The following is a 13687-nucleotide window of genomic DNA, read 5'->3' as shown; positions in this document are numbered from 1 at the left end:
CGAGCGGGAGGGTGCCGACCGGTCGGTGCCGCGCGGTCACAGCGAGCAGATCGCGGTCGACGGGGAAGCGGAGCCGGTGGCCGTGAAGCTGGGCGTATGGATCTCGAACGCCAAATCGAGGCGCGACAAACTCACCCAGGACCAGTTGGACGCGCTCGCTGCGCTGGGCGTGCAGTGGGCGGGCGCGGCACCGGCGCCGACCACCCATGCCGTCCCCGCTCAGCCGACGCTGGGCGGCTCCGTGCGGCCCGCGCCGCCGAAGCGGCTGTCGGTCCGGCACCACCATGACGAATGCGACAAGACGCTGTACGACGGCGGCATGTGCACCTGCGACCTCAAGGTGCAGTTCGGGCCGCCCTCCGAGCGGGAGGACTCCTACTGAACGGGAGGGGACAGAGGTGAGGGGCCGGGTGGGAACTCCAGCTTCTCCACCTCCAGCTCCCCCGCCTGCGGCCAGCGCTCGCCGTCCTGCAAGCCGACGCTCATGCCGCTGGGCTGGAACCATCCGCCCACGTACCGTCCAGCCGCGGAAGCAGCTGCGGGTCCAGTGCCGTAGGAGGATACGGCCACAGCCGCGATACCAGCCCCTGTTCCTCCAGTGGATGCCTGACGTCGATCAGCGGGTGGAACAGCAGATGGAACACCATCCGTGCGCTGGCGCCGTTGCTGCCCAGTGGGCCGAAGCCGAGCGTGGAGCTGCCGGGACGGCCTCCCGCCCCGTCCTCGCGGTGCACTCTGGAAGGCATCGAGAACAGATCGATGGCAGGAGGCGCCAGCGGCTTCGTGTCCTCGTCGACCACCGCTACCCACAACGACACATCAGCGGGCAGCCGACCGGTCTGACGCATCTGCGGCAAGAGGTCCGGCGGGAGCGACAGAGCGCTCTGCTCATGCCTGTCGGCATACTCGTCACGCCACTGCCGGACCTTCTCCCGCTCCATGTGCCGGGCCAGGGGATGCCGGTACAGCAGAAGCGTCTTCACCGCCCACCGTGCGACAGCGGTGACGTCCGGTTCCCCGATGGCCGCCAGATGGTTAAGGAGCGCTTCCACCGGGCGCTGGGCCTCCTCCTCGAAGGTGAGGTTCAGCCACCCGTTGCAGTTGTTCCGGCTGCCGTCCCCGCACACCGGAAGAAGCACCCGCTCGATGTTCTGATACCGCGCTACTGCTCCCCCGCGTGCCTTGAGTGGCTCTCCTCCTGCCCAGATGGTGAACGGCCCCTGCCCTTTCCACCGTTTGAAAAGCCACCGAGGCAGGACGTGCTCGCCCTGCCCACTGGCTGGTTCGTGGCAGAACACACAGGTCCGGCTGGCCGTCATGGTAGGTCCTCCAGCCGGGCGAGCAGGCTGGCAGCGGTGGCGACAGCCGCGACAGCGTCGGCGCGGGTCCAGGTGAAGTTCTCCGTGGTGCCCGTGTCGTCGTGCGGGGCGCCGCTGAACAGGTTGTAGGCGCTCTGGATGAGCACCGCCCAGCGCTCCTCCTGGTCCCGCTCTGCTGGTTTCTTGCCCGCCGCCCGCGCGTTGACATTCTGGGTGTCACACGCCTCGCGTACGGCGTCGAGGGCCTGGCGGGCGAGCGTGACGGTGTGCTCGTAGCGCTGGTCGCGGATCGCAGTCTTCGCCTCGCGGATGCGGCGTGCCGCGGTCGCACGGGCCTCCACGGTGGTGATCGGGACGAGGACGTCGACGAAGGCGCCGACGTCGACCTGGGCGAGTTGGATGCTCCAGGCCGCGTGCGGGATGCGGATGTTCTCACTGTCGGAGGCGACGGGCCAGTGTCGTCTCTCCGCGAGGCCGGTCAGAGTCAGGTCGGCACGCAGGGTCAGGTCGGCTCCCGCCCGGGTCTTCTCCAGACCGCGCAGCTGTTGGTCCGTCACGCTGGTCTCGAGCGTGAGCGTAGTCGTGAACGGCTTCAGGCCGATGGGACCCGGAGCGTGCAGGACTCCGACCCAACTCGCGGGACTGGGCAGGTCGGACGTCCAGAGGTTGCCGGAGACGAGGAACGGCGCGTCTTCCGTGTACTTGTCGTGGGCGGTCACCTCGAAGCCCAGGACAAGGCGGTGTACGCCCCAGCCCTGCAGGAGGCTGGCGCTGTGCTGCGTGCGGATGTTGACGGTGTAGTCGTTCGAGCCGAATCGGAAGTTGGCCATCGTTCCTCGCCTGGTTCAGGTCCTGTCTGATGGTGGCAGGACCCTCCGCCCCAGCGGCAGCGGTTTTCAGGAGGTGAGCGGGTTCTCCCCGACCGGCATCCTTCAAGGGCGTCCTCGGGCGTCACGCACGCGGCGTCGTTTCGGCGTCAGCAACGTACCCGCCAGGGCGCGCCATCGTGGTAGAGCCCCGTCGCCTCGTGTCGTGATGGCCCGTCGTAATGGAGGCGACAGCTTGCACGTGCTGGCGAGATCCTTGCCGTATGGCATGGGAAGTCAGGCAGATGATCAGCGATCAGGAGTACGTGGCGAGGATCCGCCGCCATCGACCGAGTGCACTCATGCCGCTCATCGCGCTGGCATCGGCGACGTACAGCCTGGGTGCGTGGCGGAAAAGCCGGAGCACCTTCAAGTACGTGCCCTGGGCGCTGGCCGACGTTGCCCGTGTGTCCCTGGCCTGTGGCAACGAGTTCCGAAACGACGCGTCTGGACAGGATCTGGAAAAAATCCTGGAGATGTACACACAGCTGGACGACCACTTTGTCCGGGATGTTGCCAATCTGGACTCCCTGGAGCGGTACTTGCTGCGTATGTCTGGTGAGCAGCTGACCTTGCAGGAGTCGCCGTACCAGAACCTGGCCCGCACTGCGGCCATGATCGCGCAGACCACTGCAACCCGCGAACCCCGGTGCCTGCGTCCCGGCTGGGACGAGGATCTGTTCGGCACGGGTCTGTCGAACTACGTCGGGATCGCCCAGCTCTTGTGGGCGTCTGCCCTTAAGTGCGGCGGCCGGTTCGATCTGGCCTGGCTGGAAACACCCGGAATGGCACCGGTACTCGAGGTCATCCCGGCCGCCACCTTCACCGCCGTCACCGAGGCTCACTTCGTAACCGACGCCACCGCCTTCAAGGAGGAGAACAAGGCAGCCCGACTGACGTCTGATCCGCTGCGGCGACGGTTCGAGTTCAACCCGCTGCGCGGCAAGCCCTTCCTGCGTGGGTACGGGCCGGGGTATCTGACTCCGGTGTCGGATCTCATTCCGGACAAGGGGAGCCCGCTCGGCATCTACTACACCGGCGTAGCCCGCTACGGCAACGCGTTCGCGCAGGATCTTGGCGATCTGTTCGAGGCCTACGTCGGCCGACAGCTCGACCTGTGGTCGGAGGCCGAGGTCGTCCCCGAGATCATCTACGGCCGGGACAACAAACGCAGCGTCGACTGGATCGTCGTCACGGATGAGCTTGTGCTGCTGGTGGAGGTGAAGTCCGTTCGGCCGACCCAGCATCTGCGTCTGGCCACCGACAGGCGTGTCGAAGAGGTCCGCCGGATGCTCGGGCGGGCCTACGAGCAGATCGACAACAGCGCCGCCCTCATCGCGAGCCGGCAGAAGGAGTTCACGTCAATCCCCGCCGACCGTCCCGTCCAGGGGCTGATCGTGACCATGGAGCCATTCCACATCGTGAACGCACCCTTCCAACGTGCCCAGCAGCCAAGCACGGCGGTCCCGGTGTCGGTGTGCAGCGCCGGCGACTTGGAGAACATGGTCACCATCACCGATGCCCCCATCGGCCGTCTCCTGATCGAGCGTGCCAGCGACTCCCAGCGCTCCACCTACGGACTGAGTGAAGCCTTCACAGGGCACGCGCGTATTCGGAACCCTGTGCTGGATGAGGGCTGGAACAGTTATCCCTGGCGTCGTTCGGCAGACCGGCATTCGCCTTAGCCGGGCCCGCCAGCCGCTGACTGCCCTCACCTCGCAGCCACCGGACCAAGTCGAAGAAGCAGCACTGGGTGACGATGACGCACGGCCCCAGCAACCGCGAGCACCACCGTGGGCGCGTCGTCGGAGTCACCAAGCGCGGCACCAGTGGGAAGCTAAGGAGCTGCGCAGACGCACCTGGGGGGACACGTGGGCAACGAACAGCATGGCGCGTGGTGGACTCCGGATGCGCCGGGCCTGCGGGTGCCCGGGTCGCTGACCCGCACCGCGGACGGATGGCGCCTGAGCCTCATCGGCACCCTGATGGTGAACTCGGGCGGCTGGGACGGCCTTCACCTCGTCCCACCCCACACCCTCTGGGGATCCTGTCGGGGCGTCCCATACACCCTGCTGCAGTGCTTCCTAGAGTCTGACGTGCAGGGACCGGACCCCAGCGCGACCCACAGCGCCAGCGATCAGTGGACCATGACCTGGCGCGTCGAGCAGCTGGTCCGCGGGGGTGAGATCACCGAATCGACCCGCTTTCATGCAGTGGCGTTCGAGCTCACCGGCCTATCGGCCTGGTGGCCTTTGAGCGGGCTGCGCGGCCCGCAGGCGCGTTCCGGACCCTACGCAGTGCCCGACGACGTGACCATCCCTCTGGACGACGGAGCGATCCGCATCGGTGTCCGGGACAGCCGCCGCTTCGGCCGCCGGGTGAAATCCCTGCAGGAACACGTGGAGGTCAGCGCCGACAGGCGTTCAGGCTTCACCCTGGACGAGGTGGAGAAGGAAATCGCAGGTCCCCTGCGGGCCCTGGTCGCCATCGGGGTCGACGAGCCGGTCAGCGTGTTCAACCTGCGCCTCGTGCCGGACGATCCCCTCACTCAAGGCAGGCCGCCGCGCTTCCTCGAAGTCGACCCTCACGACGGCGAGGAACCCGAAGAACCTGCGCCGACGATGCACGCCCCGCTGCCACTGTCCCCTTCCCTGGACGGCATGCCATCGTTCATCCCGACGTGGCTGGAGCTAGCCCGCCGCTGCTCCGTTCCGCTGGACGCGGTGGAGCCCCACCGACGGTCCGGGTCCCTGCAACTGCAGCTCCTGGACGTCGTCAACGCAGCCGAGACACTCCATCGCGCTCTTCACGAGGAACTGGCGGAGCATCCTTTCGCGGAACGCGTGCGTAGGGCGCTCGATGACGCGGGAGGCTTCAACGCTGCCCAGCGCCGCGACGTACGTGACGCAGTCAAGGTATTCATGGGCATCACGCTGGAAAAGCGCCTCCTGGCCCTGGCCGAAGAACTCGGGCCCGAGGTGTGCGAGTGGCTCTTCAACGGCACAGTCAAACCGTGGGCCTATGTGACAGCCCGCATCCGCAACGCACTGAGCCACGGCTTCACCGCCCCCGACGGAGTCCACGAAGATCCCGGGGCGCTCGCGGGCGCGCTGCACCTGACCGAGGCCGTCATCACGCTCCGGCTCCTCACCGAGGCCGGCCTGCCCTCGGGCACGGCCCTGACCGCACAGCTCGACAGGCACCCCGGGATGCGCTCCCTGGCCAAGCAGAGCATCGCCGACTGGCCCGCACTGGCCCACCGCATCAGCCCAAACCAGTGGCCGCGGCCCCAACCCGAACGCCCCGAGGACCAATCGGCATCGTCAGAGAGCGCGGGTGAGATGCCGCACGGCGCCGAGGGCAGCCCGCAGTTGCCGGAGTGACGGGCGCGACACCTTCGCCGTACACGGGGGCCGACTGTGCGGCCCCGCCACGCCCCATACTCAAGCGTCGGCAGGCAGGCCAGGCCGGTGCCGAGCATGATGCGGTGTGACTGAGCGCTTCAGTTGGCGGGTTGAGCGAGGCCGCGCCTTGGCCCGGCACAGCGGCTGCACCGAGGCGTGATTGGTCGCGGCAAGCACGAACCTGCTACACCTCGCCGCCCTCCTCCCAACGGCACTCAGTGCAGCGCACCCCGGCGTAGTGGTCTCCGCGGTCGTAGTCGGTCGCACCCCACTGTTCGAGCTTGGCTGGCGGAGCGCCGCAGTTGGGGCAGATCACGTAGACGCCGGCTCCGTGAAAGGACACGGCCTCGATGGTCGCCTCGTCCAGGAGCCGTTGGACGCCCTGAAGGAATCCGGTGGTATCGACGCCCAAGATCTTGTTGACGGCGGTCTGGTCGTCGTCTTCGGTCACGGAGACCCAGTACAGGGGGCGGAGGAGCGCCGGGAGTGGCGTGTCGTCCAGGCAGACTGGGATGATCCTGAGTCCGTCTTCCAGTCGCCGGATGATCGCAGTCTCCAACTCGGACTTGACCCACTCCGACGTGCTGGCGTGCTCGGACCAGCAGACGAGCACGGTGTCGACCGTGTCCAAGGCGACCCCGACTTTGCCAGGAATGGAGTCGCCGGGGCTCAGTTCCCACTCATCGAGCCAGATGTCCATGCCGCCCAACCGCAGCTTCGTGGCGAAGGAGCGAACGGCAGGCTTGTCCTTATGGTTGTGGGAAACGAACGCGCGCACTGCTGCTCCTTGTCATCCCAAAGACCTAGCGCCAGGTTATCGTCAAGATGACGTTTTCGCACCCGCATTCAGGCGCTCCGACTCGCAGGACGCACAATGCGCAGTCGTGGGCTCGCAGTTGCCAGAAAGACCGCAAACGTTCGCCAAGTACAGCACTCACCCGCCAACTAAACCGCTCAGTCACATGCGGTCGACGGGGCTCGCGGCTGTTCGGGATCTACAGGTCGAACTCGAGGTGCTCAATGCTGGTGAGGCGGACCTCCTCCAGCTGGCCGGCGCGGCGGCCGTTGTCCTGGAAGTACACGTCCTTGAGTGCTTCGGCGGCGATCTGCTGGAGCTGCTGGTCCGTGGCGCCGTGCTCTTGGGCGTCGAAGAGGCGGGCGGCGTACTGCGGCGGCAGCGCCACGGTCAAGTGTCGGAGGCGGTCCTCGTCCGTCGTGCCGATCGGCGCGGTGTAGCCGATCCGGGCGCGGGTGTCGATGACGATGCCGCCGGTGGTCGCCGCCTTCTGCCGCGCCTTGGCACGGATCTGCGGCTGCCACCGCTTCTTCACTTCGGCCTCCAAGCGGGCGGCAAGATCAGGGCGGGGCTTTTTGATCTGGTCCTTCACGTACCGCTCTACGGTGCGCTGCGAGATGCGCAGCATCTGGGCGACGGCCTTAGTGCCCCTCAACTGCTTAACCAGGTACCGCATCTGCGTGCCAGCCGACTTCGGCACCGGGCGGGTGAACGCCTTCTGCACCGCGGCGTCCAGGCCGTCCCCGAACATACTCATCGCGGTCTATTCTCCGTTGCCCTGGTCGGTGATGGTGCCGTCCTTGATGTACCGGGCGAGGTTGAGCTCCGGGGCCTTGAACTGCTCGCGGACGCCCTCGCCCCACAGCACGCTCTGGGTGCCCTCCCACTTCACCAGGCCCGGGTTCACGCCGAGCTTGAAGCCGCCGGGCAGGGGCTTGCCGTCCCGGTAGGGCAGGAAGTCCAGCGGCGACGGCCCGTCGGACGCGTAGACGGCGCAGTCCGAGAGGACCGCGACCGGGTACTGCCCGGTGAACGCGGCGTGCTTGACGATCTTGCGGTGCATGTTGATCCGGGTCCGGGAGATGACGGCGGCGCGGATATCCGGACGCCACGTCGGCCGGGCAAGGGCCCGCCACGGCTGTCCCGGCTTCCAGCCCTCCCCGCGCGGGCGCTCACGCAGCTTGCCAATGCCGCCCTTCACCGTCGCCTTGACCGCGGACACCACGACCGCCAGTCCGGGGTCACGCTGCCGGTAGCCGTCCATCGCTGCGAGGAACTCCTCTGGCGACAGGTCGGCGCCCACCCCGAGATCGGCCATCGTGGCGATGTACGCGTCGCGCAGCCGGTTGTACCAGCCGTCCAGGTAACGCCCGTTGTCGTAGCGCACCCACGCCTCGACCGGCGTGACGTCGTAGCCCAGCTCCACCGCGTACGCCACGGTCGGCGTGGCGTACCACGCCGGGCCCTCGGGGCGCTCGCCCTTCGGCGTAAACGGGCTCGGTAGCAGACTGCCGTCCAGGTCCGCCCACTTCTCCTTGGCGACCTTCACCCTCGACAGGTCGACGTGGGACAGATCGACCAGCCACGCGCCGGGCAGCTTCGCATCGAACACCGGCTGCTTGACGTGCGTTGGCGCACCGAGACCGACGACCAGGCCGTTGGCGCCGGCAGCGAAGGCCATGTTCACGTCGATGCCCACCAGGTTGCGGCGCAGGCATTCGGCGTCGGTGAGCGGGCGCGCCCAGTCGTACGCCTCCTCCACCAGGACCTCCGCCCGGGTGCGCTGGTGGAAACGCGGCAGGTCCGCGAGCAGTGGGTGCCCGTCGGGGGCCTCGCACGGTGCGCAGTCCACCGGATCCTTGCCCAGCGAGCCGGGGTTGTGCTCGGAGTGCCGCTTACCCGTCTCATCGGGCTCGGAGGCGCGGGTCGGCGGATGCAGGGCGGTCATCAGCTCCAGGCCGGTGACAGCGGTGGAGCCGCGCGGCGTCATCACCCTCGACGCGTACGTACCGAGCAACTGGGCAAGTTCGGCGGGCGGAAGCTGGGCGGCGTCGGCCCAATGGCGGGTGTCGAGCGCCTGCCAGGACGGGATGCACAGCTGGACGCAGGCCCGCTCCGAACCCGTGGCGGGGCGGTAGATCCTCGCCCACGGCCCGAACCCTCGCTTCGTCAGCTTCCACTCCGCGCGGGCCAGCTGCTTGATGACCTTGTGCCCCTCCGGGATCCGCCCGGCGAGCCGCTCTTCCTGGGTGAGGGCGATCGGCAGGCCGTAGTGCTCCAGGGCAGCCTCCGTGAGTACGAGCAGCGGATCGCCGTCCTTGCCCGGCCCCGACAACTTCGGCTGACCGAGCCGCCCCTCCCACAGCGTCCACTCCACCAGGGCCGCAATCGACTTCGCCGGTACGTCCAGGACCAAGCCGCCGACGCAGTACGCCAGCACCTGGCCATCTGCGACGTCGACGACCGCGAGCGGGCCGTTCTCGAACCGCACATCGGCACCACCGGCTGGGCTGCCAGCGGGGGCGGCTTTCCGCGCGGGCGTCCGACGTGGCGTCGGCCTGGTCGTGGCCACCGGATGCGGCACGGCGGCGGGGCGCAGCGCGGTGTCCTCGGAAGCAAGTTCCGGGATCGGGCCTGCGGGTTCGGTGCGAGCTTGGGCCGGTTCAGCGACCGATGGCGCAGGAACGGCCGGGACGGCAGGCGTCTCGGGGACCGCCGTGTCCTCAGAGGGCACCGGGGCGTTGGCAGGGTAGAGCTGGGCGAGCTGCTTGAGCATGCGGGCGTATGCGTCGCGCTCCGGCGGCCGCGGCTCGGTCTTGCCGGCCTCCCAGCCGCCGACCGTCGCCCGCCGCACCTGCAGCGCGGCCGCCACCTCGTCCAGCGTCAGACCGTGCGCCTGGCGCAGCCGCTTGCGTTCCGCCGGGGGCGGCAACGGGGAGCGGGACGCGACCAGCGCGTCGACCGCGTCGAACAGTTCGGACATGCAGCACCTCCTGTCCCGCAACCCTAGCGCGAAGCGCACTTTTCGCGTACCAAACACGTACGGATGGCGTAAATGACGGTTGCGGGTTCACAGTTGCTTCGGGAAGGGCGTTCTCGGGCTTGGGTTACTGCTGGCTCTTTAGCCGAGGGCCTGCGTTGGTGTCTTGGCTATGCCTGAACTGGCCGGGGAGAGCGGCTTGGTGTGAGAGATCTGGGAAAGCAGACGGCCGCCGTGCACCAGCCATCGCGGTGGAGGAACGCTCGGGGGCGGGCATGGGTGAGATCGTCAAAGGGCTCGAGCGGGCGTTGCTGACCCGCCCTGTGCCTGCGAGGGATGCCGCTGTGCGTTTCCTGCTCAGGGCGGAGAAGGGCTCCACAAAGAACGTGGCTGTCCTCCTGGGGATCTCCCAGCGCACGGTACAGAGGTGGGTCACCACCCGGCCGGGAATGCGCCGCCGTCCCAGTGCCGTGCATGCGGGGTTGATCGATGAGGCTGTCAGGGCACGGTGGCAGCCCCTGGTGCGCGCCCGTCGACGGGCCCGGGCCGAGGCCGACGGGTTTGTCTTCCACACCAGGGCGCGGTTCGGATTCGCCGCTCCGGCAGGCTCGTCGGACGATCCGCGGGTACGGCTGATCACTCAGTACCTGTCGGGAGAAGTGGCCCGCGAGCTGTTCGCCGCCCGGGATGCCGGCGGGGGCGAGCAGCAGCAGTTGGTGATCCTCGCCCGTGCTTTGGGGCATGCCTATTTCCGGGACGGAGGCCGACGTGCTCACGGTCTCGGGATCGCCTTCACCGACGTGGAGTTCGCCGATTTCTCCATCGACTGACGTGCGCCTGGCTTCGGGCTCAGGACGAGGGCGGGATCTGGTGCCGTGTCAGCATCGCGTCGTAGCACTGTGCTTCCTTCCGTTCGCGCCAGTCCCACTGGATACGGCCGGTGCGCTGGCCGGCGGACGGCTGCGGCGGGCGAAGCCTCGCGGCCTCGGCCACGCGCAGCAGGTGGGTGCGGTCGTGAGGGCCGGTCAGCAGATGCTGGTCCTGGCCGGGCGCGAGCCGGGCGAAGCACACGGCGGCCTTCAGGAAGACGCGCGCCCACGACGGCACGCCGTAGGTAGCGCAGCCGTCGGTGTAGCGGGTGCGGTCGTGCAGGGCCAGGGTGGCTGCGGTGTCGTCGTAGTCGCCGGGGCGGGCGGTGGCGAGCTGCTGGAAGGAGGCGCCGGTGAAGAGCGCGGCGGCGAGAGCTGCGGCCAGGCGGGGGTGGGCGGTCACGGAGGCCAGGCGCCGGGCGGCTTCCTGGGCTGTCTGCTGGGTGAGGGGTGCGGGTGGCGGGCGGTGCCGGAAGACGATCGGCGGCGGCGTGCACGGGGCGGTACATGGAGCGGGGCTGTCGTAGGAGACCAGACGGTCCAGCACGGGCAAGGTGAGCCACCGGTCTGCCGGCCGGGCTGGCTCGTCAACAGACTGGGGTACGGGAGCGGTCGCACCGTAGTAATGGCGGCGGGCAGCCTGGAAGTCGGCGGTGACGCAGTAGTCGGCCGTCTGCAGCGCCTGGTGCAGGGCGGCGGGCAGGTGGGGGCGGTGGCAGACCAGGGTCAGGTGGATGCCGGTGAGGGCGCGCAACTGCAGGAGGCGCATCGTGCGGCGGGCGGTGAGGCGGTGGGCGCGCAGGACGGTCAGCCGGGTGACGGGCAGGGCCGTGATCCAGGCGGTGGCGGTTTCCCAGGCGGGCTGACGGCCGGCGGGGAAACGCCCCGGGAGCAGGGGCGGTTTGCCCAGTGCGGCGAGAAGGTCGTGGGCGAGGCCGGTCTCGCTGGTGGTGCCCGGGCCGGGGTGCAGGGTGATCCGCCCGGAGGGCGGATGGTGGGCGGCCAGGGCGGTGTGCGTGTGAACCGCATCGTCGCCCGGGTCGATGACCACGGCGACGGACGGCGGGGGCACGGCAGGCGGCATGGCGGCGTGGTGGTCAGGCGAGGCGGCTGAAGGCCCAGCGCAGCAGCTCCTGATCGACACGGGAGCGGCCTGTGCGGGTCAGGGCCGTGCAGGTGTGGGCGGTCAACTGGGCCCAGGCGCGAAAGTTGCCGTGTGCGGCGTGCTGGTCGGCGAAGGCGATGTCGTCGGGATCGGCGTCGGCCCACACCGGATGGAACAGCGGAATGGCCTCCAGGACCTCGCCGGGGGTGAGGCGGGTGAAGTGCTGCCAGATGAAGATGCGGGAGGAGAGCATCGGTTCGCGGCGCAGCACGGTGTGGCAGCCCTCGCCGCCGACGAAGATGATCGCGAGCTGGGTTGAGGGTTCGTCCCACAGGTAGCGGAAGTATTCGAACGCCTCGCCGTTGAGCCACTGGGCCTCGTCGACGAGGAAGGCGCGGGGGCGCTCGGCCAACGCGGTTTTCAGCAGGCGGTCGAACTCGCTGGGGTGGCGGGGCGGTTCGCCGGGCAGGTCGAGCGCGGTGAACAGTTCGTAGCGCACCGCGCGGGCGGTGGGCCGGGCACGGAAGGTGATCTTGCGGACGTCCTCGCCGGGCTCGAGTGCGCGCAGGCAGGTGTTGACGGCGAGGGTCTTGCCGAAGCCGGCGCCGCCGTGGATGCACATCATGGCGCGGGCGGCGACCGTGTCGGAGATGTTCTCCCGGGCAGTGAGCAGGGCCCGGGTGGTAACCACGGAGGCGTCGGGCAGGTCGACGTACTGGTAGGTGGCCGCGGTCACGAGGCGTCTCCGTCTTTGTCGGTGGTGGGACGTGCGGCCCGCCCGTCGGGGCCGTCCGGGGCGGAAGCGGAATCACGGCCGGACGGGAGCGAGGTGGGCCGGTCTGGCGTGGTCAGCGCGGCCAGGGAAGCAGGGGTACGCCACCCGGCCGGCGGCGCGGCGGGCGGGATGAGGTCCGGCAGCGACAGCTGCGACAGGTCGGTGTCGGTGGCCTGGGCGAGTTCGGCCTCGGCCTGCGCGGTGGTCAACGCACCGAGCCGCCGGGGCGCCTCGGGCTGGTTCACGGCGGCGTAGCGCTCGCGCTGGGAAGCCTCCAGGTCCTTCTTCAGACGGCGGGAGCGAGCGGCCCGTGCTCGCCGTACGGCGCTGACCTGTTCCTCGGTGGCCCGGTCGGCCAGATCCGCGGGACCGAGGTAGCGGCCGGTGGCCGCGTGGTAGACCTCGATCCGGTGGTCGTGGTGGGGCATGAAACGGACCCGGACCTGGATCCCGGCCTGCCCGGTCATCCACGCACCCACATAGTCGCGTCTCCTGAAACGGATGCCGCGGGTGCTCAGGGTGCGGGTGCCGGCGTCCTCCAGAGTGAACGTCCACAGATCCGTGGCCGGCACGTCCCGCAGCGGGGTGGGATCGTCCTGCCACGCCTCAAGAGGCGTCCGGCCCCGCAGCGGCGCGGGGCAGTGCTCTGTGTTCCACCACGAAGTCCAAGCCAGCAGCCGGGCGGTGAAGTCCTCGAAGCCGAGCAGCACTTCGTCCTTCGGACGGGAAGCCCGTTTGCCGGGACGCGGCTGGCGGGCATAGCCGGGCAGCGCGGCCAGGAACATGCTCTCCACCGCCCGGTTCAGCCCCTCCACGGTGCCCTTGAGGTGCGGGGTGTAGGCGGGCAGGTCCTCCACCGTCACGTCCAACAGATCGAACGCCGCGGTCACCGTCCTGGACAGGAAATCCTTGCCACGGTCCACACGCACCTTCTCCGGCAGGCCACCGAACGGGCCGTAGGGGTCCTCGCGCAGGACCGCGGAGCGCAGTGCGGACAGCACCGACTCCCGCGACGGATGCACCGGCGTGACAGCGACGCCCGTGATCGCGTTCGTCGCGCAGTCGGTGAACCAGGTGATCCACGGTCTGCGGGCGGTGCCGTCGACGTCGACCAGCACCGGGGCTTGCATGTGGTCGGTCTCCCATGCCTGGTTGCGCCAACCCCGCGGCCGGGCCAGGAACACATCGTGTTTGCGCGCCGCCCGCTCGCCTTTCGCAAGTCCGGCCCGCTCCCCCGGCGTCAGGTCCCGCTGGATCGCACGGTGCAGCGTCGGAATCGACGGAGGCGGCTCTCCCTCGCCCCTGACCGCGCGAGCGGTCAGCTCACGATGGACCGCCGCGACGTTGCCCTTCCACAAGGCCAGCAGGCGGCGCACCTCCGAGGTGACGGTGAAGCGGTCCTTGCTCTGGGCCCGTGCCCCAGGCTCCGCGGCCGCGGACTCGTCACGCTCGGCGGCGGCCAGCCACCGCCACACCGTGCGCTCCGTCACCTCCAACGACTCCGCCATCAGCCGTACATGACGGGAGGTCAATTTCTGTTCCTGCCGCAGGGCGAGAAGCCGGCGCACGGCAG

General features: G+C 69.2%; 11 protein-coding genes and 1 pseudogene. 4 read left to right on the top strand and 8 right to left on the bottom strand.

The genetic code is table 11. The annotated features are described in order from the left end of the window. Window positions 1-382: pseudogene (locus OG985_RS50505) on the top strand (helicase associated domain-containing protein); the annotation flags it as partial. Window positions 383-482: 100 nt separating this feature from the next. On the opposite strand, the gene OG985_RS50500 reads toward OG985_RS50505, so the two are convergent. Then, a complete protein-coding gene (locus tag OG985_RS50500) occupies window positions 483-1319 on the bottom strand; it encodes a hypothetical protein (protein ID WP_331720308.1) in 837 nt (278 codons plus the stop codon). Then, window positions 1316-2149, bottom strand: coding sequence for a hypothetical protein (locus OG985_RS50495; protein WP_331720307.1), 834 nt, complete (start codon window positions 2147-2149; stop codon window positions 1316-1318). The genes OG985_RS50500 and OG985_RS50495 overlap by 4 nt, the downstream gene beginning before the upstream one ends. A 260-nt stretch (window positions 2150-2409) precedes the next feature. Between OG985_RS50495 and OG985_RS50490 the strand changes: the two genes are divergently transcribed. Both OG985_RS50490 and OG985_RS50485 read left to right on the top strand, forming a co-directional pair. Then, entirely contained in the window at window positions 2410-3870 is a 1461-nt protein-coding gene (locus tag OG985_RS50490; RefSeq protein ID WP_331720306.1) for a hypothetical protein, read from the top strand. Window positions 3871-4056: 186 nt separating this feature from the next. Next, window positions 4057-5568 (top strand): HEPN domain-containing protein, encoded by a 1512-nt coding sequence (locus tag OG985_RS50485; protein ID WP_331720305.1) that lies wholly within the window; start codon window positions 4057-4059, stop codon window positions 5566-5568. A gap of 205 nt (window positions 5569-5773) precedes the next feature. On the opposite strand, the gene OG985_RS50480 is transcribed toward OG985_RS50485, so the two are convergent. The 3 genes from OG985_RS50480 to OG985_RS50470 all read right to left on the bottom strand — a co-directional run bounded on the left by OG985_RS50480 (window position 5774) and on the right by OG985_RS50470 (window position 9368). Further along, on the bottom strand, window positions 5774-6367 hold the full coding sequence (locus OG985_RS50480) for a toll/interleukin-1 receptor domain-containing protein (RefSeq protein WP_331720304.1): 594 nt from the start codon (window positions 6365-6367) through the stop codon (window positions 5774-5776). 217 nt (window positions 6368-6584) lie between these two features. Next, a complete protein-coding gene (locus tag OG985_RS50475) occupies window positions 6585-7142 on the bottom strand; it encodes an XRE family transcriptional regulator (protein ID WP_331720303.1) in 558 nt (185 codons plus the stop codon). Between the two features lie 6 nt (window positions 7143-7148). Further along, entirely contained in the window at window positions 7149-9368 is a 2220-nt protein-coding gene (locus OG985_RS50470; RefSeq protein ID WP_331720302.1) for a helix-turn-helix domain-containing protein, read from the bottom strand. 272 nt (window positions 9369-9640) lie between these two features. On the opposite strand from OG985_RS50470, the gene OG985_RS50465 reads away from it, so the two are divergent. Next, entirely contained in the window at window positions 9641-10195 is a 555-nt protein-coding gene (locus tag OG985_RS50465) for an XRE family transcriptional regulator (protein WP_331720301.1), read from the top strand. 19 nt (window positions 10196-10214) lie between these two features. Here the strand turns inward: OG985_RS50465 and OG985_RS50460 are convergent, their stop codons facing one another. Genes OG985_RS50460 through OG985_RS50450 form a run of 3 tightly spaced genes read right to left on the bottom strand, consistent with a single transcriptional unit; the run spans window position 10215 to window position 13682 of the window. Next, window positions 10215-11318: a hypothetical protein gene (locus OG985_RS50460; RefSeq protein WP_331720300.1), complete on the bottom strand. Its 1104-nt coding sequence runs from the start codon at window positions 11316-11318 to the stop codon at window positions 10215-10217. Between the two features lie 13 nt (window positions 11319-11331). After that, on the bottom strand, window positions 11332-12075 hold the full coding sequence (locus OG985_RS50455; RefSeq protein ID WP_331720299.1) for an ATP-binding protein: 744 nt from the start codon (window positions 12073-12075) through the stop codon (window positions 11332-11334). Then, entirely contained in the window at window positions 12072-13682 is a 1611-nt protein-coding gene (locus tag OG985_RS50450; protein ID WP_371674820.1) for a Mu transposase C-terminal domain-containing protein, read from the bottom strand. The genes OG985_RS50455 and OG985_RS50450 overlap by 4 nt, the downstream gene beginning before the upstream one ends. Window positions 13683-13687: the final 5 nt, after the last annotated feature.

The organism is Streptomyces sp. NBC_00289, assembly GCF_041435115.1.
Taxonomy (GTDB): Bacteria; Actinomycetota; Actinomycetes; order Streptomycetales; family Streptomycetaceae; genus Streptomyces.
The sequence above is the reverse complement of the archived record's forward strand: the minus strand, read 5'-3'. Positions and strand labels throughout refer to the sequence as shown.

Coding starts and splice junctions, on each gene's coding strand:
- OG985_RS50500 (WP_331720308.1), bottom strand. CDS start 1,319: ATGACGGCCAGCCGGACCTGTGTGTTCTGCCACGAACCAGCCAGTGGG.
- OG985_RS50495 (WP_331720307.1), bottom strand. CDS start 2,149: ATGGCCAACTTCCGATTCGGCTCGAACGACTACACCGTCAACATCCGC.
- OG985_RS50490 (WP_331720306.1), top strand. CDS start 2,410: ATGGCATGGGAAGTCAGGCAGATGATCAGCGATCAGGAGTACGTGGCG.
- OG985_RS50475 (WP_331720303.1), bottom strand. CDS start 7,142: ATGAGTATGTTCGGGGACGGCCTGGACGCCGCGGTGCAGAAGGCGTTC.
- OG985_RS50470 (WP_331720302.1), bottom strand. CDS start 9,368: ATGTCCGAACTGTTCGACGCGGTCGACGCGCTGGTCGCGTCCCGCTCC.
- OG985_RS50465 (WP_331720301.1), top strand. CDS start 9,641: ATGGGTGAGATCGTCAAAGGGCTCGAGCGGGCGTTGCTGACCCGCCCT.
- OG985_RS50460 (WP_331720300.1), bottom strand. CDS start 11,318: ATGCCGCCTGCCGTGCCCCCGCCGTCCGTCGCCGTGGTCATCGACCCG.